Raw genomic sequence first — 22194 nt, forward strand, 5'->3', positions numbered from 1 at the left:
TTCTCTCTCGGCTTAAACGTCTGAAGGGACAGCAAACAGCAAACGTCCTGATGCCAATATTTTGTCATGATTTTTCAGCTCAAAACTGACCTTATGCGCTTTACGGCTAAGCACCAGTTCCACCGTTTGATAGTGTTGAATCAGTCCTTGAAATTTTAACTGCTCAAAACCATTGCACCACAGTAAATCCGCCCAGTTTTGTTTGGCAAAATGCTGGATAAAACCAATTTGCCCTACGCCTGGATAAATCGGGAAGTTTGGGAAATGTCCTTTAAAGCACTCCAGCTCAGGAATAAATTCCAAAGCATAACTGATCTGTGCATCCTGAGATTGCTGCGTCAATACCACAGGCAAGCTCATCGGTTGAAAGAGTGATTTTAAATACTGTTGATTCAGCTTCGATTGTGCATTTTGTGGCATTTGCGTTAAGAACCGCCACTGCCGCGGAATCGCGATACTTTCCAGTTTTTGTTGCAATTGTTTTTTCAGTTGTGCGGTAAAGGCGGCTTTGCCCTTTTCAATGAGCAGTACACGAGCATCCTCAGTCAACACTGCCACCACCGCTAAAATCTGGCGCTGTTCTTTTTCATGAATTAAGACATGACATTGTTGTATTTCAGCCAACTCAGCGAGTTTTGCTTCAATCGCATCGAGACTTAAACGCTTTTCTTCGAGTTTGACAATGCGGTCCAAACGCCCCAATAACTGAAATGGACTTTTGGGATTCTGTACATCTGCAACCTGCACTTTATCCCCAGTTAAAATCCAATCTGTGCTAAAGGCATGGTTGGTTTTAACGGCTAACTCTTGTTGCTCGGCGCACTGAATTGCGACATTGGCAAAGGGGGTCCATAGCGCATCATCTGCCTGACGGTGGGCGATCCCGCCTGTTTCAGAACTGCCAAACACTTCAGTAATCGGACGGTTCAGCAAAGGACGCACGCCTGCATCCAACTTCCCGCCAGAGGAATAGACCCTATGGCAGTCTTGCAATACCACATCTGTAGTCCAGCGCTTCAACAAAGCAGGACTGGAAATCACATAATTGGGCAGCTGCACATGGGCAATTTTTTTTTGAAGATCGACCACATCTTCAGGGAAAGCCAGTTGTTTTTGGTAGAAACTGCGCCCACTGGCTAAGGGCCACAACAACTTAAACAATAAACCATAAATATGCTGATGGCTCACCGTAGCAATCGCGACCGCCTGCTCAGGCAAGTCAAAACTGGCCTCTAAACCGCAGACTTCATTGAACAACTGTTGCAAGGTGCGCGGAATCTTTTTCGGCTGCCCAGTTGAGCCCGAAGTATAAAAATACAGCTGGGCCTGATTGAAAAAGGCGGCATCAAATTGAAGCTCGAAGGTTGGCGCTACTGTCGACGGCAAACGTTTTAAAAAATAAATCTGCTGCCCAGCCAATTCTTTTTCTAAGTCGCTGACCCGATGCGGCGGCAACAGCACTTGCTTACCTGCTTGCAACGCCGCAAACAACAATACTAAAAACTCATAACTGTCTTCTTGCCAAAGCGCCCATACAGGCTGTTCCAACGGCTGAATTTGCGCAGCCTGTTCAGCCACATCCAACCAAAAAGTGTGAAAGGAAATAAAACTTGAGTCCACCTGAATACACAAGGGACGCAATGAATGGAGATGGTGTTGAAAATGACAAGACATAAAATTTGTTTTTAAAACCGTATTTCTAATCGCTATAGTTCGAGGCCACTGTTTCAGCTGCCCTGACGGAAATGCTGTTATTTCTGTGCCTGATGCAGTCGCTGCTGGCGTTTGCGCAACACAAACTCACCCAGTAACAGTCCACCCATCAAGACATAAGAGATCAAGCCGTTATACAGCACCCAAATCTTCATTGGTGCGAAAAAAACGGTGATCAGGGCAATGACCGCATTGATGCAGAAAAACCCACACCAAACTTTGGTCACTTGACGGGTCCATTCTACCCCTTCTTCGGGCAAATTAGGCTCTACCAAACGTGCAAAACGTTCAATCATCGAAGGCGGTCGAATCAAGGTGCTGGCAAATATAAACAACGCCCCGAGACTCATAAAGACAGGATAGAGTTTAAGCCATGCATGATCTTTTAAAATCAAACTCAGCCCGCCACATAAAATGGCAAAACCCGTCAATGGCCACAGCAAGGCATTGCCCTTACTCAATAGACGCAGGGTGCCCAGTGCAATCAATACCGCACTGACCCAGACATACTGTCCATGCGCCAAAGCATAAGCCACAAAAAAAGGATAGAGGATCAATCCGACCCCTACTATCCCTTTTAAGATGTTGTTCATGCAGCAGACATATTCTGAATCACGAGCACCACATCTTGTACGGTACGTACATTTTTAAAGTCTTCAGGATTAACTTGTTTACCTGTCAGCTCTTTAATTTTTACGACCAAATCAATGGCATCAATACTGTCGACATCGAGGTCTGAAGCTAGGTTTGATTCTAACTGCACATCTTCAGGCGCAATTTCAAACAGCTCTTCCATCCACTCACGTAATTTTTCTAACACGGTTTCTTGTGCAAGCATAGCAACCTCTTATGCTGTTTTCTGTGCTTCAACCAAAGCCACTAAGCTTTGAATTGATTTAAAATGTTCTTTGGTTTCTGAAGATTCTGCATTTAGATGAATGCCATAGCGCTTTTTCAATGCCAAACCCAATTCTAAAGCATCAATCGAGTCCAAACCCAGACCATCACCAAACAAAGGTGCGTCTGTATCAATGTCTTCAATACGGATGTCTTCAAGGGCGAGGACATCAATAATCATTTGCTTTAATTCATCAGCAAGATTGCTCATTTAGGGATAACTCTTGGTTAAAAAACCATTGTAATTGTTGATTTAACTGACGCACATTTTTGGGATTGACCGTTACATCATCCAATACGTCTTCCACTCGGATCGCATCCAACACTTTCACATGGATATGAAAAGGCTGTTCTGGAATGTGATACCACTTTTCATTTTTAGTCAGGGTCGATGGCGTGCAGCTAATCAGCACGGGGCGAATTGGTACACCTGCACGCAAAGCAATATTGGCCGCACCACGCTGAAAATCATTCAGTTGCTCACCTTTTGCTGTCCGCGTCCCTTCAGGAAAGATCAACAAGGACGCTGCATGATCCTGCTGTAATTTGTGTACACAGTCCTGAATAAACTGTTCAGAACCTGCATTTAAAATATAACCCGCACTTTGCACAGGGCCTTTGGTAAATGGATTCGACCACAGCGCCTGCTTGACCACGCAGTTTGCTTGTTCCATTAAACCAATTAAAACCACCACGTCAATCAGTGTCGGATGATTGGCAATCACCAACTCCTGCTGGCTGTGCTGTAGTTTGTCTAAACCTTCAACCGTATAGGTCATGATGCCCAGTTTCACCATCATTTCGGTGAAACCTTTAAAACTGTGCTTAATCACCTTTTGAGTACGCTGCTTGCGAAGCTCAAGGTCGGCTGAGCTCAGCTTAACCAGAGGTGCAATCAAACCACCAATTGCCACACCGCCCAAGCCAAAGCTGGCAAAGCTAAATCCTGTCGCCCCAACGCGCCAAACATAGTTGGCTTGTTGCTTGATCCGATTTAATTTCAGCATTTCGTCCACGCTTCTGATTCAGTTTGCTCAGGATTAGTCCAAAACGTATTAAATGCTAAAGCCTGCTGATAGGCTGGCGTTGCATCCGTATGCTTTGGCGTCAACATCAAGTTGGCAGGCGCTAATGAAATCATCGCTGCCATCGCAAAAGCAGCAAATGGCTGATGCTCGGCATAAATGTCTGGCAAGGCTTCATCATAATACACCAGCAAAACCTGACGAGCTTCTGGCCTTGTTTTTAGCCACGCATAGGCTTCAATCAGTCCATCATTCCACGAACCCGCCAAACTGGTCGCAGGTGTCGCATCCTGACATAAAATAGAATATAAACCTGAAATAGCATTATGCACCGACGTTGAAAATTGAGTCGGTGAAGGGGTTTGCTCGCTTAACACATCTGCCAAAATATTCAGGGTTTTTGCTTCATCGCCATATTGCGACACCCAAACAATATAATCGGCATGCTGGGTGGCTAAAGTCTGCATTGCGCTATTCAAAGCCAGCTTTGCCAAACGCGATAAGCGTCGGCGTTGCATCGCAGGAATGCGCTCTATAGCTGATAATTCTTGATCAACCAAGCTCATATTCAAGCGGGATACGTGGAGTTGCATCATCATGATCAGTGTTTAAAAGTTGATAAATTATCAGGCGCGCAATTATAGCACTGAGCCACATTTTTCACAAAAAATAACAAGCGCTGACGGGTTCAAAAAAGGAGGATGCAGCAACACTGATCCTCCTCCTTAAAACAAGAGCAACTAGATGTAATATTGCGTTCTTTTCTTGGCAAATTTATCCAGTTGTTTTAAAAAGCCTTCGAAATAATCCTTCTCTTTTTCCTCAGTACGATAGCCTGCATAAAGAGTACGACGCAAACCTTCAGGCGCTACGCAGTCCAAACGACGCGAAGTCACCCAACCCTTTTGTTCATATTCGTTCACCACCCAATCGGGTAATGCCCCAATACCACGCCCACTGGCCACCAGCTGAATCAACATTTGGGTGAGGTCGGTGGTGCGGATCTGCTTCGGCAGAATATTGGCTGGAATAAACAGACGCGACATAATATCTAAACGGTGCTTATCTACTGGATAGGTCACCAAGGTTTCTTCTGCAAGTTCTTGCACGGTAATGTCTTTGGCACGAACCAAAGGGTGGGTATTGGATAAAACCAAACGCGATTCATACTCAAAAATCGGGAAATACTCCACCCCTTTTAACGCAATCGGGTCGGCCGTAATCAATAAATCAAATTCACCTGTCTGCAATAACTCATGCGGATTGGCCTCAAAACCTGAAGCGAAGTCCAGATCAACATCGGGATACTGTTGGCGATATTGATTTAACAACGGCATTAACCAATCGAAACAGCTATGACACTCTGAGGAAAAAGTAATACGTCCAGTTTGACCATGCACAATACGGGTGATGTCGCTTTGTGCAATTTGTACCTGCGGCAATACTTCATCAGCCAGTTTTAATAAACGCTGTCCCACATTAGAAAAGCTAACGGGACGGCTACGACGGTTCACCACCTCCACCCCAAACCACTGGTCTAACTCACGCAACTGATGCGACAAAGCTGAAGGCGTTAAGCATAGGTCTCCTGCAGCAGCCACCAATGAGCCATGCTCTCTTAAAGCGGTTAAGGTTTTTAAATGGCGGAGTTCTAACATCTGGCGCGGCCCAATTTTTTAATCTTGATGAATACGGTATAGCTTAACCGATAAAAGCCACGTTTAATTATTTTTTCTCACCTTAATTTAAAATTAATTAGTTTGTTTCATTTTAATATCTATGGTTTGCAACGGAAATACTCGCCCCATTTACAGAGAGTGAAAAATTTAAACATTCAAATTCATAATACTCATGATCCGTGCATGAGCGCCAATGGAAGTAAGGCTTTCTTTTATAACTATGGATGACTTTTTAAGACTATCTCTTGGTTATTCCTAGGTTGAAGCGGGATTCCTTCAGTTTTTGAGAGGTACAACGACTGAATCCAGCCCACCAACTGTCCTATTTAACTCGTGGCTATGCATCGAACTCTTGTGATATCTCTACTTTGATATAGCGAAATCATTTGACAGCAAGCAGCATGCTCTTGTACCTGAGTTAAATTCAGTTCAAATATTGAGAACTGATGATTCTGATCTTCTATCCAAATTGAGCAGGCTAAAGCGCTGAAAAAGCATAACGTTCTGACGAGTAAAACTTCTCATAACCCTAGTCTTCGGGCTTTTTTATGTTCCACGTGAAGCATTTTGTAAATATCGAGCCAAAGTCACTTGTCTCTCAAACTGGTCAGAAGCCAAATAGAACATGTAAAAACAAAAAAGCTTCCGACTAGGAAGCTTTTTTTAAATCTTAGATTTAACCATCAATGGTGAGCTTTAAAATCTCAGCTTTGGTATAACCCCGTTCTTTTAAAAGATGTTGAATGGCTTTTTTCTCATCTTGATCTTCAAGAAATTTACAGCGTTGGATCAAACGCATATCGGTCTCATACTGAAAATTATGACGACACTCCAATTCCTTATTGGAAGGCGTAGTAAAAAAATGAAGCACAGCTAGATACTCTCTTTCATGCTGTTGAAGTGGCCCGCCTTCAACGAATACCTATCTAACACAACTGTTAAACACCCTTTGTGTAAATGATGACGAATCTCGCTCCATTATGCAAGTTTGGGCCTCTCAAATGTTCTCTCTCTACTCATCTACAGCACTCAAAACAGCTCTTTATCATCTACCAAAGTCGATTTTAATCATGAAAATTCATCAGCTCATCCTGAGAATTCTTCATCCAATCGCCGCTAATCCGCTCGTTAGACGTTTTAAACTGTCAGGTTTAAATAGATAAAAATCATTCAATATGTCGAAGCTCGAACGCCAGAAACTTAGCCTCCCCACAGGTCATGACAAACTGCTCTTGCATTCCTGCTGTGCACCTTGCTCAGGTGAAGTCATGGAAACCCTGATTGAATCAGGTATCGATTTTTCTATCTTTTTCTATAACCCCAACATTCACCCTGTAAAGGAATATCTGATTCGCAAAGAAGAAAATATTCGCTTTGCAGAAAAACATCACATTCCATTTATTGACTGTGATTACGACACAGACAACTGGTTTGCACGTGCTAAAGGTATGGAAAATGAGCCAGAGAAAGGGATCCGTTGCACCATGTGTTTTGATATGCGGTTTGAACGGACAGCGTTATATGCGGCAGAACATGGCTTTAGCCTGATCAGCAGCTCTCTCGGTATTTCCCGTTGGAAGAATATGCAGCAGATCAATGAGTGCGGCCACCGTTCTGCTTCACATTATGCAGGCATTCACTACTGGGACTACAACTGGCGCAAGCATGGCGGTGCGGTACGCATGCTGGACATCAGCAAACGTGAAGAGTTTTATCAACAAGAGTACTGTGGCTGCGTGTATTCACTGCGGGATAGCAACCGTTGGCGCATGAGCCAAGGCCGTGAACGGATCAAACTCGGACAAAAGTTCTATTCCAATGCCATGGATCAGGACAGCTGATTTCAGCCAGCAGCCTCCACATACCAATTTTTCCAAGAGCTGGTTCCACGCACCGCAATCGACACGGTCGGAATCAGCTTTTCTTTTAATATCTTGGTTTGTCCAACGGCTTTGGCTAAGCGTGCTTTGACTGAGTGAATGCATTCACGGTCACCAAATTCACAGCGGTCTAAGCTGGTTCCACCACAGGGCCCATTGGCCAAGCCTTTGGGGCAAGTTTCAGGGCAAATATACAAGGTCTCGCCTAAACGGCATTGACCACAACTTTCACAGCCCACCACCGCATGCTTACTCAAATGTTCTGTTTTCAGTAGTGCTTGATTGGCACGCGAGCGATCCCAAACATTAAAATTAAAAATAAACCGCCCCACGCCTTTGGCCAGTTTAGATTCAAATAAAGCATCATGCATCAAATGCAGATGTTGGTACTTGATAATCTGACTTGAGGTCGCAGGCCGTGAATAATAAGCCAGCTTCGGATGAAACTCTGTACCAGTTTGCACCTGCCAAAGCGTATTCCAAAGTCGTTCACACTCAGCAAAACTCAAGTGCCGATATTCTTCAATATAGCTTTCCAGTAAGCTTTGTTCTTCAGGCTGATGGCAAGCCGATAAATGCACCCCCGCAAAACCCAAATGTCGACACATTAGAATCTGTAATGCGCAGCGCACATAAACGCCATCACTTAAACCCTGTTCTTTTTCCTGTTGCAACACCTGCAACATATGCGGGGTGATCACTATACCAGCCACTTTATGTTTCAGCATAAACTTGGCCCGTGCCAAGGTCAGTGGCATGACGCAAGCTAAAATTTTCTGAGCATACTGATACCGCGCCAAAAATGCATGCGCATCCTGTAAAGCAGCCATGTCATAGCCCAATTGGGTAATCACATAATCCGCCCCTGCTTTCATCTTTTTATGCAGTTTCAGATATTGCGCCTCTTTTTCCGCTTCCGCATATTTAAACGGATTAAACGCGACACCAATATGAAAACTGCCTTGGCGTTTGGCTTCCATGACAGCATTCACAGACTCCAAATAACGTGTCCGCGGTTCTAGGTCGTGGCTATGGCGGTGCTGTTTTAATTTATCACCCGTTAAGAGCAACAGGTTCTTTTGACCCTGTGTTTTTGCATCTTGCAAAAACTGCTCAAAGTCTTGTATATCCCGTGCCTTCCCCGAAAAGTGAATGACTTTTTCAATCTCTTGTGGATACTGTTTGGCGACTTGCAAAGGCGCTTCATCATCATCTGCATGCACCCGATCAGCCAGAGTCATAGCAGCAGGAAAACCTGCAAATTGAGTTTTCACAGGCCACTGGGCTTGGTGCGAGCTTAAGTGTTCAACCAATACGCAAAATTGTTGCTGTGCAAAATATTGAGCAAGTAGGGACATCACAGAAGAAATAATCCAGAGGATTAAAAAAAAAGAATTATAGTACAAATCAAAAATAGATGACGAATCGTCTGATTATTCACTACGGCAGATTCAATATTTTTTGACTCATCCTCCACCCGATGAGTGAACGCAAATATCCACCCCGGTCTGATTCATTAGTTGCAGTACCCTGCTAAAACTGAACCTGATGGTCAAATTCAAAAAAGAAGGTACTCCAACGCTCAACCACACGCCGCCCACAGCACAACATTTGTCTAGCCCCCTTATTTACTACGCTGATTGATTTATTTTCGATAAGATTTTTCTTTTTTATGCTTTTCAATCGCTTAAAGACTAGGCACATTTCTGCTTTTTAAAATAAAGGCATCTTTTCAAGCTGGGACTGACTGTGTATAACAATGGTCGACTCAAGGAAATGATTCGCACATAGGCAAAAGCCTGAAAAAAGCTTAAACTATGTGCCAATGAAAACAAATGATATGTCGTCCATGGCGACAACGATGAAGGTGAAGGTTGATGCCGCTCAATACCGTTGAAGAGCTAGTTGCAGATATCCGTGCAGGTAAAATGGTCATCCTGATGGATGACGAAGATCGTGAGAATGAAGGTGATTTAGTTATCGCAGCGACCCATGTTCGCGCAGAAGACATCAACTTTATGATCACCCACGCACGTGGTTTGGTGTGTTTAACGCTCAGCCGTGATCGCTGTAAACAATTGAATCTTCCATTGATGGTCGATGCCAATGGCGCACAACATGGCACCAACTTCACGCTCTCCATTGAAGCGGCAGAAGGGATTTCTACAGGGATTTCACCTGCAGAACGTGCGCATACCATTCAAACGGCAGTAGCGGCACATGCCAAACCATCAGATATCGTTCAACCCGGACATATTTTCCCATTGATGGCGCAGCCTGGTGGTGTTCTACACCGTGCAGGTCATACCGAAGCAGGTTGTGATTTATCTCGCCTAGCAGGTCTAGAGCCGGCATCGGTCATCTGTGAAATCATCAATGAAGATGGCACGATGGCACGTCGTGCCGATCTTGAAATTTTTGCTGAAAAGCATGGTTTAAAAATTGGCACCATCGCGGATCTGATTCACTACCGTATGACCAACGAGCAAACAGTTGAACGTATTGATCAGCAAAGCATTGATACCGAATATGGGACATTTGACTTATATCGTTACCGCGAATTAGGCAATCCAGATATTCACTTGGCTTTGGTGAAAGGCGAACCAAAAGAAGGTGTAACCACCGTTCGTGTCCATGGTTTCAACCCTGTTCGCGACCTGCTCAAGCTCAACAAAAAAGACGGTGAGCCAGCATGGAATCTCGACAAGGCCCTGCAAGAAATCGCAAGCAGCGATCGTGGTGTTTTAGTCTGGATTGGTCAGCGTCATTTACAAGACTTAGGCCCAGCCTTAGACAGCCTTACAGCACCAAAACCAACCAAATCCAATGCTGCTTTATCTCAGCAGTACCAAACCATTGGGGTGGGCGCACAAATTTTACGTGATTTAGGCGTGGAAAAGATGAAGCTGTTGAGCTCACCTTTACGCTTTAATGCACTTTCTGGGTTTAATTTAGAAGTGGTGGAATATATCACCGCACATCAAACAACTTAAAAAATCATCGAGGTTGCTATGGCAATTCGCCGTATTGAAGGTATGTTACATCTCGCTAGCGAAGGCCGTTATGCGATTTTAGTGGGTCGTTTTAATAGTTTTGTTGTCGAACATCTATTAGAAGGTGCAATTGATACATTGAAACGTCATGGTGTATCAGAGGATAATATCACTGTTGTTCATGCACCAGGCGCGTGGGAACTTCCTGTCGTGGCTAAAAAATTAGTGGCGTCTGAACGCTTCGATGCCATCATTGCACTGGGTGCTGTGATTCGTGGTAGCACACCGCACTTCGACTTTGTTGCAGGTGAATGTGCCAAAGGTTTAGGCGTGGTTGGCCTAGAATCTGGTCTTCCAGTGATTAATGGTGTATTGACTACGGATAGTATTGAACAAGCGATTGAACGCTCGGGTACAAAAGCAGGTAATAAAGGCGGCGAAGCTGCTCTTACTGCAATTGAAATGGTTAACTTGTTAAAGGCTATTTAACGCTATGTCGCAAACATTGCAAGCAACTTATGCAGCAAAACGTAAAGCACGTCGCTTTGCTGTACAAGGAATTTACGAATGGCAAATGAGCCACAATCCAGTCCATGAGATTGAAGCACGTACACGTGTGGAAAATGCCATGCACAAAGTGGATCTGAGCTATTATCATGAATTGTTAACCCAAGTGGTTGCCAATCATGAAGCATTGGATGCGCTCTTAATCCCTGTGCTTGATCGCGAAGTTTCTGCGCTTGACGGCGTTGAACTTGCGACCCTCCGTTTAGGCGCATATGAACTCAAGGAACACCTTGAAATTCCATATCGCGTGGTTTTAGACGAAGCGATCGAGCTTGCTAAACATTTTGGCGGTGCAGACAGCCATAAATACATCAATGGTGTATTAGATCGTTTAGCAACAACTTTACGTGCAGCAGAAAAGCAACAAGCGAACTCACAGTAGTAGATTTGTTGTATGGCTGAGTTTTCGATCATTGATACCTATTTTAATCGTAAGAGTCCTCATTCTGTCGATTTAGGCGTCGGTGACGACTCAGCCTTGCTCACCCCACCACCACAGCAACAATTGGTCATTTGTGCCGATACCTTGGTTGCCGGACGTCACTTTCCGCTTGATACCAGTCCCCATGCGATTGGCTGGAAATCTGTCGCAGTCAATTTATCTGATATCGCCGCAATGGGCGCGAAACCTCAGAGTATTTTATTAGCCTTGAGCTTACCCCAAATTGATCATGACTGGCTCAAAGGCTTTAGTCAGGGTTTATATGATTGCTGTGATCAATTTGGCGTGAGTTTAATTGGTGGAGACACCACCCAAAGCCCACATCTCACTATTTCCGTGACTGCACTGGGCTGGGTCGATATCGGTCAAGCCGTCACTCGCTCTGCCGCTCAAGTGGGTGATTTGATTTGTGTCAGTGGTACGGTCGGTGATGCTGCTTTTGCCTTGCAACACTTAGGCCACCCTCTCCAACAACGTTTGGACTACCCCACCCCACGATGTGAACTGGGTCAGGCGCTCAAAGGCTTGGCGCACAGTATGATTGATGTGTCAGATGGCTTAGCACAAGACTTAAGTCATATTTTAAAAGCATCCCATGTGGGCGCGACCCTACAGCTTGATCAATTGCCCATCAACACCACGCTACAAGATTTAACACGAGAACAACAATGGCAATATGCTTTGGCGGGTGGCGATGACTATGAATTATGCTTTACAATAAGCCCGCAGAATTATGAAAAACTTTTGCAACAACAAAACCATAGCAGCATCTGTGTCATTGGAAAAATTGATGCCGAAAGTGGTCTGCGTTTTCAACAAAATGGCTTAGACCATTCCTTGCAATTTAATGGATATCAACACTTTGTATAAGCCCCCTATCCTCTTTCGTCAGATGTCTTGGTATGACCGTTTCATCGTATTTTGTGGTGTAGGGTTTGGCTCAGGGCTAGCACCCAAAGCACCAGGAACGTTTGGTTCTGCATTCGCACTGCTGTTCGTCCCGATTTGGCTTGCAATTGGCTTATCGAACACCATTATTGCCATCATCCTCATGTCTCTAATTGGCATTTATATCTGTGGGCATACTGCCAAAGTGATGGGCGTCCATGATGATGGGCGTATTGTATGGGATGAGTTTGCTGGCCAGTCCATCACCTTTTTGCCTGTCCTGTATTTAGGGCAAATGAATTGGCTCTGGCTGCTGCTGGGTTTTATTTTATTTCGTATTTTTGATGTGTGGAAACCGTGGCCGATTCGTGTCATTGACCAAAAAGTCGAAGGTGGCTTTGGTATTATGCTCGACGACCTGATTGCAGGACTTTGGGCTGCACTTTGTATTTGGATTTATTTTTATTTCACTGTGGCTTAGGCCATTTTTAGGATTAGAACATGTCAACGACTGTTATTATTCTTGCTGCAGGTAAAGGAACACGTATGCGTTCTTCTTTACCCAAAGTACTACAACCACTTGCAGGACGTCCTTTACTTGGTCATGTCATCGACACTGCAAAAAAATTAAATGCAGCCAATATTATTACAATTTATGGGCACGGCGGAGCACGAGTTCAAGAAACATTTACTCATGAAAAGATTGAATGGGTGGAACAAGCTGAGCAACTCGGAACAGGTCATGCAGTGCAAATGACACTCCCAGTCCTTCCACAGGAAGGCAGCTCACTGATTTTATCAGGCGATGTACCTTGCATCTCTCAAAACACGCTACAAAAATTACTCAATGCGACAGCCGAGACAGGCATTGGCTTAGTGACTTTAACTTTAGCCGATGCAACTGGTTATGGCCGTATTGTGCGTGAGAATGGTCAAATTCAAGCGATTGTTGAACATAAAGATGCGACCACAGAGCAGCATCAGATTAAAGAAATTAATACAGGCATTTACTGTGTCAGCAATGCCAAATTGCACGAATGGTTACCACGCTTAAGCAATAATAATGCGCAAGGTGAATACTACCTGACTGATATTGTAGCAATGGCCTTAGCTGATGGGATGCAAGTTGCATCGGTTGAGCCTGAACAAGCCTTCGAAGTTGAAGGAGTCAATGATCGTATTCAGCTCGCCGCATTAGAGCGTCAATTCCAAACAGATCAAGCCAAAAAGCTGATGCAGCAAGGTGTCCATCTGATTGACCCCAGTCGCTTTGACCTTCGTGGAAGTTTAACCGTTGGACAAGACGTACGCATCGACATCAATGTGATTGTTGAAGGCGAATGTGAATTCGGCGACCATGTAGAAATTGGTGCAGGTTGTATCATCAAAAACACCAAGATCGCAGCAGGCACCAAAGTTCAGCCTTATAGTATCTTTGACAGTGCTATGGTCGGTGAAGATGCGCAGATTGGTCCTTTCGCTCGTTTACGCCCAGGTGCAAAACTGGCTGCTGAAGTGCATATTGGTAACTTCGTTGAAGTCAAAAATACCAGCATTGGCCTCGGCTCAAAAGCCAATCACTTTACCTATTTAGGTGATGCTGAAATTGGTACAGGCTCGAACATTGGTGCTGGGACCATTACCTGCAATTATGATGGTGCAAATAAATTTAAAACCATCATTGGTGATGCTGCATTTATTGGCTCCAACAGCTCATTGGTTGCACCTGTCACCATTGGCAATGGCGCAACTGTCGGGGCTGGCTCAACCATCACCCGTGATGTTGCAGAGAATAGTTTAGCGGTAGAACGCTCTAAGCAAGTTGCAAAAGAAAACTATCAACGTCCACAAAAGATGAAGAAATAAGAGGATTAGACTATGTGCGGTATTGTCGGTGGCGTTGCAGAACGTAGTATTACCAATATTTTAATTGAAGGTTTAAAGCGCCTTGAATATCGCGGCTATGACTCTGCGGGTTTAGCGCTGGTCAATCAAGGCCAAGTTTTACGCGAAAGACGTGTCGGTAAAGTTTCCAATTTAGAAGAAGCCGTTAATCAATCGGGTATTCTAGGTTCTCTGGGTATTGCACATACACGTTGGGCAACCCATGGCAAACCCACTGAAGATAATGCACACCCGCACATTTCAGGCGATGTTGCTGTAGTCCATAACGGTATTATTGAAAACTATCAAGAACTCAAAGATGATCTTGAAGCTTTAGGCTATGTATTTACCTCACAGACCGATACCGAAGTGGTCGCTCACTTGGTGAAGGATGCCTTAAAGTCAACTCCAAGCTTGCTGGAAGCTGTGCAACAAGTCGTGCCTCAGCTTAAAGGGGCTTATGCACTGGGTATCGTACATACTGACCATCCAGATGAACTGATTACTGTGCGTGAAGGTTCACCTTTGGTCATTGGGGTCGGCATTGGCGAAAACTTTATCAGTTCAGATCAATTGGCTTTACTGCCGATTACCAATCGTTTTATTTACCTTGAAGAAGGTGATATTGCTCGTTTAACCCGCAATAGCATTGAAGTTTTTGTCGCTGGTCAACGGGTCGAGCGCCCAATCAAAGAATTAGATGCCGCCGTCAGTAATGCATCTAAAGGTGAATATAAGCACTACATGCTCAAAGAAATTTATGAGCAACCTGAAGCAATTCAACAAACCATTTCTCAAGCCCTAGATGGCAATGCACTGCGTGAAGATTTTCTTGCCAATGCAGTTGTTGATTTCCAAAAAATTCAGCAAATCCAAATCATTGCCTGCGGGACCAGCTACCACGCAGGCATGATTGCCAAATATTGGTTTGAGCAACTGATTGATCTACCATGCCAAGTAGAAATTGCGAGCGAATTCCGCTATCGCAGCCCTGTCATTGTCAATCACACGCTTTATGTTTGCATTTCACAGTCTGGTGAAACCGCTGACACTTTAGCCGCACTGCGTGATACCCAAAAGCGTGCTGCAGCAAAAGGTGCTGACATTACCACCATGACCATTTGTAATGTCGCAACATCGTCTATGGTACGTGAGACCAATCATAGCTTGCTTACACTGGCGGGTCCTGAAATTGGTGTTGCATCCACCAAAGCATTTACCACACAGCTTGCGGCACTCATGTTATTGGTCTTAAAAATCGGTACGATCAAAAATAGCATTTCTGTACAACATGTGGCGGAGATTACGGCTGAACTTTGGCATACACCCAAAGTGATTTTAGATACCTTACGTAATGACCCTGAAATTTTACGTTTATCTGAACTTTTCGTAGAGAAGCAGCACTGCTTATTCTTAGGTCGTGGCACGAATTTCCCGATCGCACTCGAAGGGGCATTGAAACTCAAAGAGATTTCATATATCCATGCTGAAGGCTATGCCGCAGGTGAACTTAAACATGGTCCGCTCGCTTTAGTCGACAATGACATGCCTGTGGTCATTCTCGCACCGAAAGATGACATGCTCGATAAACTCAAATCGAATATGGAAGAGGTTCAAGCCCGTGGTGGTGAACTCTTTGTCTTTGCCGATGAAAATAGCGGCATTAAAGCCAAAGATCGTCAGCATGTAGTTTATGTACCAAGCATTAGCCCAATATTGGCTCCAATTGTTTATAGCGTGCCTGTACAACTGTTGTCTTATCATGTTGCGGTTCTTCGTGGTACGGATGTCGACCAACCTCGAAACCTCGCTAAATCGGTTACTGTAGAATAATTATTTAAATAAAGGCTGGGAATCTGTGTTCGTATAATTAAGTTTGTATCAAATAATTAAGTTTAGATTTAATTATTTAAGTTTGGATATTAATGAAGTAAACGAACGAAACCCTACCCTGTAGACCCAGTGATTCTTCACCAAGTCTACAGGGTTTTTAATATAAAAAAATTCAAATTAGAATCACACCAGAAATATAAAATTATTACTAATATATTCAACAATATAGATATATAAAAATCTCACCCTAGATTCAAAAAGCATCCCTTTTTGACCTCATCTTGAAAACATTTCATTTTTATTTAAAGTATGCTTCACCTTTCTGAGCAAGAATTCGTATTTTAAAGTGGAAGAACCCGATACTTAATACAAACTTAATTTCATCTAAAATTAAGGATACCAAATTCTAATACAAACTTAATTTTAAAATTGAAAAAATAATGAATAATATATATCAACAACTTATGATCAAAAATAAAACAAACTTAATTAAATTACCATAATTAGACGCAGTATTTGGTCATAAAGCAAAATAAGGGATAAGGAACTATGTGCAAACTCTGAATAAGTCTATTAGCTATTCCTGTTACTAGCTAGCAGCCCACCTTATTTAAAATGAGGTATTTCATTCACTGGATATATTAATGTTAATGGATTGGATGTTAATGAGATAAAGCCAAACCGCTGATAAAACTCCATAGCTTTTTGGTCCTTAGCATGTATTACAACAAAATTTACACCAATAATTTGAGCAACTTTTGAAACTTGTTTAAGAGCATGTGCTAAAAGTACTTTTCCAACTCCTTGCCCCTGTGCTGCTTGATCAACGGCAAAGCGACCCACAACCACACAAGGTAAGGGATAACGAGGTAATCGTTTAGTGAGAACAGCATCAACCCCATCAAATCCTATAGAGGTACTTGATAGACAATAAAACCCCCTCACCTGTGCATCATCATCAATAGCAACATAGGTTTTACTTGTTCCTGATTTCTGATGTTGGGATGCGTATTGTTTTATGAACTTATTTAAATCATCTTGCCCACAATTAAATGATTTTTTCTGATGATGGGCTTGTAAAACCTCAATTTTCATCCAATAAACTCATTAAATTTTTCATCTCATCATTTGCAGGGCGCGGATTTTCAAGCAAATTCATTAACATATCACGATCAGCATTATTTACTTTTAACTCGTGATTAGATTTAAGTAATTCTTTTGCTCGTTCAAATGAGGATTGGATCATAAAGGAACTTACACTAAGACCCAATAAATTCGCAGCTTGCTCAATTACAATCTTTGCATCTACGGTTGAACGAACATTGATTCGTTCTGTTGCTAAGTTAGCCATATTTTCCACCAATTTGTACATCATAATGATGTACAAATTATAGCAGATTAAGGTAGTACTTTAAGATTCAAATTTACATATTTTGTTCTAAAATATTTGGAATAGAAAATAAACATTTTACTATGAACCAGAATGAATGGTCGGGTTTGAGTATGAATATGCAGTTGGTTTACATAAGAATATGCAACGATGTTTACTAAGATGTAATTTGAATACTTTTGCCTATCATTAACGTTTTTTAAACTCATTAATTGAGTACTAAAATACCAGATTAATTATTAAGTTAATGAATTAAAAGAATAATTAAATAAAAAATTATAAAATTTTGTTTGTATATAAATATATTTAAGTTTGTATGTTTTTGCCAAATACAAAATTACCCCCATTCAGATATGATTAATTATCCACCAAAATCCACAGGTCTTCTGTATGGCAAAAATTATAAAAAACTATGAAGAACTAGTAACAGAAGGGTATGGCCAGGGCCATGGACGCGATTATAAACCTTGTAAAACTGTTCAAAACTTCAGTTCAATTGGTCGCTCTCACAGAGTACAAGGCCGTGTGAGTCAACGTCTTCATCACTTATTTTCTGATCTAGAGCTATCTACCTTTTTACTGCTTGACTGGAATCAGAACGTTACAGATATTCGCGAACATTATCCTTTGGATATCTATGATCTCAACTCCATCTGTTCTCGTTTCCGAATGAAAAAAGTATCGGTTGACTATATACCTTTTACCCTATCTTCAGATTTTTTAGTTGATTTTGGTAAGTTTTCTATAGCCCTTGACACTCTTTACAGCAAGGATCTGAATAAAGCTCATGTTATTGAGTCATTAGAAATTAAACGTCGTTACTGGGAAGAAGAGCACAATACGCCGTTCAAACTGATCACTGAAAAAGACATTCCTGCTACGGTACTAGAGAACATTAAATGGCTGTATGTAGAAAAAAATGACCTTGAAATAACAAATCACATGATTGATCAAGCAGTTTATTTTATGGAAGAAATTAGCCAGTACCCTCAAAGCTCATTAATCCAATTTTGTAAGCATTCTGACCAAACTCAAAAAATGGGTATCGGAGCGACGCTCGCATTGTTTAGAAAATTATTTGCACTGCGAATACTTCAATTTAATCTAGAAATTTCGTACTTGGAGCTTAAACTCTCTGATATTCATGCAAGTAATTTGCTCCAGAATGAGAATACAGTCCATGCAACTAATTAATTCAGTTTACATCTTGAATTCAACACAATACCGAATACTCAAATTCTTACCGCAGTATACGGTATGGATTGCGATTGATAATAAAAATGCTTTTCCTGAACTCATTTTGTCTAAGGAACTTCAAACTCTCTCAGATGATCAAAGCCTGATACCAGCGCAAGATCCTTATGAATACTTAAAACGATTAAACTTGAGTGAAGATTCTATTCAACTCAAAAAAAGAGATGAAAACTTTTTAATTATTCAAGATTTAATTAATGATGAACAAGTTCTTATCAATACAAAAATCAGGACTGCAAAAATTAAAACTATACATCTAGAAAAAGAAGTATCAATTAATAAAATTCTACGACTCCTAAGACGCTACTGGCAGCGTGGTCAAACTATAAATGCTTTGGTACCGGACTATGAAAACTCAGGTGGAAAAGGTCAAAAAAGAGCTATAGGTGATAAAAAAATTGGCAGACCACGCATCTATGAATCGAATGGAGGTAAGAATGTCACTGAACAGGTTGAATTATATTTTAAGAAAGCCATCGAAGAGTATTTAGTTCCTGTCAAAAAACAATCCATTAACGAAACTTATCTTCGGTTTAAAAGTGTATTTTCTAAGCACTTTCATCAAGTGCAAACCTCAGATATTCCAACCTATGCTCAATTCTATTATTTTTATAATACGCGATATAGAAATAAGAACAATTCCAAGGAAATTCTGACGAATCAGAAAACTCTGAAAGATCACAAACCTCTAACTTCAACAGCAACCAAGCAAGCAAATGGCCCTGGCGCACGTTATGAGATAGATTCAACAATCGCTGACATCTACCTTGTATCATCACGGGATCCATCACAGATTATTGGCCGACCTACCGTATATATTGTTATCGATGTATTCAGCCGGATGATTACTGGGCTTTATGTCGGTATGGAAAACAGTTCATTTAATACAGCCATACAATGCCTCAGCGTTGCAATCCAAGATAAAGTGACATTCTGTCAGAGTTACGGCTTACAAATACAACCAGAGGACTGGCCGATTTATGGTTTACCTAGTGCCATACTTGCAGACCGTGGTGAACTCATTGGCTATCAAATTGAACTTCTTGAAAAAAACTTTTCTGTTCGTATTGAAAATGCGCCACCGTATCGAAGCGATGCCAAAGGTATTGTGGAGAGGGCTTTTGGAATCATTCAGTCACGCTTTAAATCCTACGAGAATATTGGTGTTGTTTCTGGATTCAAGGAAAAAAAGAAAGGCGGACATGATTATCGACTAGAAGCTTGTCTAACTTTGGAAGAGTTCAGAAAAATCATATTAAGCTGCGTCTTGTTACGCAATAATTTTGATATTTTGACGAAATATGATCGTAGTGCCGATATGCCGACTGACCTGCCTTCTATCCCCCTTAAGCTCTGGCAGTGGGGTCTACAGCACCGTACTGGGATGTTAAGACAAGTGGATAACAAATCACTATATGTTGGCTTGTTACCTAGGACCGACGCCTCCTTAAGTGACAAGGGACTTAAAGTCAAAGGCTTACTCTATCAATGTTTGGAAATGCATCAACAAGGCTGGTTTATTCGTAACACGACCAAATCCCGCCCGAAAAAGTTGCGGATTGGTTTTGACCCATACTCAGTAAATACCATTTATGTTTTCTTTGATGAAAATAAGTTGGAATACTGGGAAGCCCACTTAAGTGATACCTCACGTCAATATCAGCATCTGACCTGGTGGGAAGCTGAACAAATTCAAAAAGCAATCAAAACTGTTGAAAAACAGCATTCACAACTAAAGTCTGTAGCCATCAGTGAATTACAGGATTTTACTGACAAAATCATCCACACAGCACAGAGCCGGCAGGCTCAAGCAGGAGTTCACCAACTTTCTAAAGCACAACGTACTCGGGATATTCGTCAGAACAAACAAGAAGCAATTCAGGTGGAACGTGAGGAACATCTCCAAAATAGGTCCGTCAATTCTATCCGGACTATCCATCCCAACCAAGACAACCCTCCAACACCCCCATCTCACAGCAGCAATCTGGATTTGACCAGTCAACCAGACTTAATGAGACAATTATTTGAAGAGGACGATGAAGAATGAATAATAATGAAGTCGCGGTCAACACATCGATAGAAGATATCTATGGGGATAATCCTCTCATTACTCAATTACCGCCTATCCTTGATACGAAGTCGGTAATTAAACACCTACGAGGGAAACTGAAATTTCTTCCAAAACAGCGCTTTTATGCGCAACAAGAAAGAATCCATTTAATCGCTCAATTACCTCATGATTTTTTCCAGCCATTGACTAAACATTTATCCCTTGAGCAAAAAATTTCTATTATGATTCGGCAAGGTTATGTGAGTAGAAACATCACTAATGGGGATAGAAATCGACATTTACACGCTGCTTTTCAGCAACTAGAACCATCAAATGAAAGCTCTTATCGCTACGCACCTCCAGAGTCGACTGCAACTAGCATGTCAATTATAGGATGTTCGGGAAGCGGTAAAACAACGACAATGAACAAAATTTTGCGTTATTACCCGCAAGTGATTGAACATAGAGAGCTGGGATTAAAACAAATTGTTTACCTTAAAATTGATTGTCCGCATGACAGCTCTTTAAAAAACTTATGCTCAAACTTTTTTAGAGCAGTAGATTTAGCATTAGGAGATACAAACTTCGAGCATCGTTTCACCAGAAGTCGCTTAAATGTGAATGCTATGCTGCAGCAGATGAAAATTATCGCAAATAATTATTCTATTGGACTTTTAATCATTGATGAAATCCAGCATTTGAATACAAAAAAATCTGGCGGGGCTGAAATCATTCTTAATTTCTTTGTTACCCTTGTGAATGTGGCATCCATTCCAATTGTGATGATTGGGACACCCAAAGCCAATGAAATTCTGCAAGAAGATTTAAGATCAGCTAGACGCAGTGCAGGATTAGGCTCTTTAATCTGGGAACCTATGCGCAATGAAGCACCCACTCCCGATCTTAGCACCCCTGATCAAATGATCATTTCTGAATGGTATGCTTTCACCAACACGCTGTGGCAATATCAATGGGTTCAACAACCAGCTGAACTGACCGATGAATTAAGAAACACTTGGTATTATTATACGCAGGGCATTCCAGATTTAGTGGTTAAACTGTTCTGCTTGATGCAGATTCATGCCATCACCATTGGTCTGGAAAAAATTACATCTGAACTTTTTAAAAAAGTCTACGAAGAACAATTACAGCCAGTCCACGATATTTTGGATGCACTCCGCTCAGGCAACCCCACACGTATTGCACGATATTCTGACTTAACGATCCCTCAAGTTCAAATTGAGGAATATGTTGAACAACACCGTTTCAAAGCTGCATTAAAAACGGAAATACAGCGTAAAGATCTAGGACCACATTATTCCACACTGATAGGTATGCTAACGGCCTTAGGTCACCCCGCTGCTACAATAGATCTGCATGTCACTACTGCATTAAAAAAATATCCAAACGAGAACTTACAGGTACTACTCCAACATATTCTGGAAGTATTAGACGGCTCTGGAGCAAAAGATAAATTGGATAAGCCTCAGACCACAACTTCGGTAAGAAAACCAAGAATATCACGCAAAGTCATGAAAGCAGAAGAATGGAAGAGCACTGAAGCCAATGATTTACGGAATTTTTTCAGTCAAGCACAAGAACAGGAAGTAGATGTTTATGAGCTATTAAAATCATCTCACTATTTGTTTGATCCCACCTCTCCTGTGTTGCATTAAACAAAAAATAGAGAGTAAGTGCA

Annotated in this window: 22 protein-coding genes; 11 read left to right on the plus strand and 11 right to left on the minus strand. The window is 42.0% G+C overall.

The genetic code is table 11. The annotated features are described in order from the left end of the window. Window positions 1–12 precede the first annotated feature (12 nt). The 8 genes from AC4MC0_RS16975 to AC4MC0_RS17010 all read right to left on the minus strand — a co-directional run bounded on the left by AC4MC0_RS16975 (window position 13) and on the right by AC4MC0_RS17010 (window position 6113). On the minus strand, window positions 13–1674 hold the full coding sequence (locus AC4MC0_RS16975; protein WP_335998002.1) for an ApeI family dehydratase: 1662 nt from the start codon (window positions 1672–1674) through the stop codon (window positions 13–15). 77 nt (window positions 1675–1751) lie between these two features. After that, window positions 1752–2306: a COG4648 family protein gene (locus AC4MC0_RS16980; protein WP_195728470.1), complete on the minus strand. Its 555-nt coding sequence runs from the start codon at window positions 2304–2306 to the stop codon at window positions 1752–1754. Continuing rightward, a complete protein-coding gene (locus tag AC4MC0_RS16985) occupies window positions 2303–2551 on the minus strand; it encodes an acyl carrier protein (RefSeq protein WP_004684310.1) in 249 nt (82 codons plus the stop codon). Before AC4MC0_RS16985 ends, AC4MC0_RS16980 begins: the two co-directional genes overlap by 4 nt. A 9-nt stretch (window positions 2552–2560) precedes the next feature. Next, on the minus strand, window positions 2561–2821 hold the full coding sequence (locus tag AC4MC0_RS16990; protein WP_087013745.1) for a phosphopantetheine-binding protein: 261 nt from the start codon (window positions 2819–2821) through the stop codon (window positions 2561–2563). After that, entirely contained in the window at window positions 2805–3617 is an 813-nt protein-coding gene (locus AC4MC0_RS16995) for a lysophospholipid acyltransferase family protein (protein ID WP_335998009.1), read from the minus strand. Before AC4MC0_RS16995 ends, AC4MC0_RS16990 begins: the two co-directional genes overlap by 17 nt. Continuing rightward, a complete protein-coding gene (locus AC4MC0_RS17000) occupies window positions 3611–4231 on the minus strand; it encodes a beta-ketoacyl synthase chain length factor (RefSeq protein WP_201707180.1) in 621 nt (206 codons plus the stop codon). Before AC4MC0_RS17000 ends, AC4MC0_RS16995 begins: the two co-directional genes overlap by 7 nt. Before the next feature lie 144 nt (window positions 4232–4375). After that, complete coding sequence (locus AC4MC0_RS17005; RefSeq protein ID WP_004684302.1) at window positions 4376–5293, minus strand: LysR family transcriptional regulator; 918 nt, start codon at window positions 5291–5293, stop codon at window positions 4376–4378. Between the two features lie 697 nt (window positions 5294–5990). Further along, a complete protein-coding gene (locus AC4MC0_RS17010) occupies window positions 5991–6113 on the minus strand; it encodes a hypothetical protein (protein ID WP_004684300.1) in 123 nt (40 codons plus the stop codon). A 376-nt stretch (window positions 6114–6489) separates the two neighbouring features. Between AC4MC0_RS17010 and AC4MC0_RS17015 the strand changes: the two genes are divergently transcribed. Continuing rightward, on the plus strand, window positions 6490–7155 hold the full coding sequence (locus AC4MC0_RS17015; protein WP_010325597.1) for an epoxyqueuosine reductase QueH: 666 nt from the start codon (window positions 6490–6492) through the stop codon (window positions 7153–7155). A gap of 2 nt (window positions 7156–7157) precedes the next feature. Here AC4MC0_RS17015 and AC4MC0_RS17020 read toward each other — a convergent pair whose 3' ends face one another. Beyond that, complete coding sequence (locus AC4MC0_RS17020; protein ID WP_335998111.1) at window positions 7158–8552, minus strand: methylenetetrahydrofolate reductase C-terminal domain-containing protein; 1395 nt, start codon at window positions 8550–8552, stop codon at window positions 7158–7160. Window positions 8553–9071: 519 nt separating this feature from the next. Between AC4MC0_RS17020 and ribBA the strand changes: the two genes are divergently transcribed. Genes ribBA through glmS form a run of 7 tightly spaced genes read left to right on the plus strand, consistent with a single transcriptional unit; the run spans window position 9072 to window position 15801 of the window. Then, entirely contained in the window at window positions 9072–10187 is a 1116-nt protein-coding gene (ribBA, locus tag AC4MC0_RS17025; protein ID WP_004983924.1) for a bifunctional 3,4-dihydroxy-2-butanone-4-phosphate synthase/GTP cyclohydrolase II, read from the plus strand. Between the two features lie 18 nt (window positions 10188–10205). Further along, window positions 10206–10676: a 6,7-dimethyl-8-ribityllumazine synthase gene (gene ribH / locus AC4MC0_RS17030; protein WP_004684294.1), complete on the plus strand. Its 471-nt coding sequence runs from the start codon at window positions 10206–10208 to the stop codon at window positions 10674–10676. 4 nt (window positions 10677–10680) lie between these two features. Next, window positions 10681–11136, plus strand: a complete 456-nt coding sequence (nusB, locus tag AC4MC0_RS17035; RefSeq protein ID WP_004983920.1) for a transcription antitermination factor NusB — start codon at window positions 10681–10683, stop codon at window positions 11134–11136. Between the two features lie 12 nt (window positions 11137–11148). Next, on the plus strand, window positions 11149–12066 hold the full coding sequence (gene thiL / locus AC4MC0_RS17040; RefSeq protein ID WP_335998016.1) for a thiamine-phosphate kinase: 918 nt from the start codon (window positions 11149–11151) through the stop codon (window positions 12064–12066). Next, entirely contained in the window at window positions 12044–12565 is a 522-nt protein-coding gene (locus AC4MC0_RS17045; RefSeq protein WP_335998019.1) for a phosphatidylglycerophosphatase A family protein, read from the plus strand. Before thiL ends, AC4MC0_RS17045 begins: the two co-directional genes overlap by 23 nt. Window positions 12566–12585: 20 nt before the next feature. Then, complete coding sequence (glmU, locus tag AC4MC0_RS17050) at window positions 12586–13950, plus strand: bifunctional UDP-N-acetylglucosamine diphosphorylase/glucosamine-1-phosphate N-acetyltransferase GlmU (protein ID WP_335998021.1); 1365 nt, start codon at window positions 12586–12588, stop codon at window positions 13948–13950. Window positions 13951–13962: 12 nt separating this feature from the next. Continuing rightward, window positions 13963–15801 (plus strand): glutamine--fructose-6-phosphate transaminase (isomerizing), encoded by a 1839-nt coding sequence (gene glmS, locus AC4MC0_RS17055; RefSeq protein WP_335998023.1) that lies wholly within the window; start codon window positions 13963–13965, stop codon window positions 15799–15801. 606 nt (window positions 15802–16407) lie between these two features. Here the strand turns inward: glmS and AC4MC0_RS17060 are convergent. Both AC4MC0_RS17060 and AC4MC0_RS17065 read right to left on the minus strand, forming a co-directional pair. Then, window positions 16408–16896, minus strand: a complete 489-nt coding sequence (locus AC4MC0_RS17060; protein ID WP_104426883.1) for a GNAT family N-acetyltransferase — start codon at window positions 16894–16896, stop codon at window positions 16408–16410. Beyond that, the gene (locus tag AC4MC0_RS17065; RefSeq protein WP_017396924.1) at window positions 16886–17152 is read right to left on the minus strand and encodes a type II toxin-antitoxin system TacA family antitoxin; all 267 of its coding nucleotides are present in this window, start codon (window positions 17150–17152) and stop codon (window positions 16886–16888) included. Before AC4MC0_RS17065 ends, AC4MC0_RS17060 begins: the two co-directional genes overlap by 11 nt. A gap of 429 nt (window positions 17153–17581) precedes the next feature. On the opposite strand from AC4MC0_RS17065, the gene AC4MC0_RS17070 reads away from it, so the two are divergent. From AC4MC0_RS17070 to AC4MC0_RS17080, 3 genes are read left to right on the plus strand one after another with little or no spacing between them, the layout of a single operon-like run. Beyond that, a complete protein-coding gene (locus tag AC4MC0_RS17070) occupies window positions 17582–18385 on the plus strand; it encodes a TnsA endonuclease C-terminal domain-containing protein (protein ID WP_125274159.1) in 804 nt (267 codons plus the stop codon). Further along, window positions 18372–20492 (plus strand): TnsB C-terminal domain-containing protein, encoded by a 2121-nt coding sequence (locus tag AC4MC0_RS17075; protein ID WP_491887164.1) that lies wholly within the window; start codon window positions 18372–18374, stop codon window positions 20490–20492. The genes AC4MC0_RS17070 and AC4MC0_RS17075 overlap by 14 nt, the downstream gene beginning before the upstream one ends. Further along, the gene (locus tag AC4MC0_RS17080) at window positions 20489–22171 is read left to right on the plus strand and encodes an AAA family ATPase (RefSeq protein ID WP_491887165.1); all 1683 of its coding nucleotides are present in this window, start codon (window positions 20489–20491) and stop codon (window positions 22169–22171) included. The genes AC4MC0_RS17075 and AC4MC0_RS17080 overlap by 4 nt, the downstream gene beginning before the upstream one ends. Window positions 22172–22194: the final 23 nt, after the last annotated feature.

The organism is Acinetobacter sp. CAU_H_S139_7 (assembly GCF_058599305.1).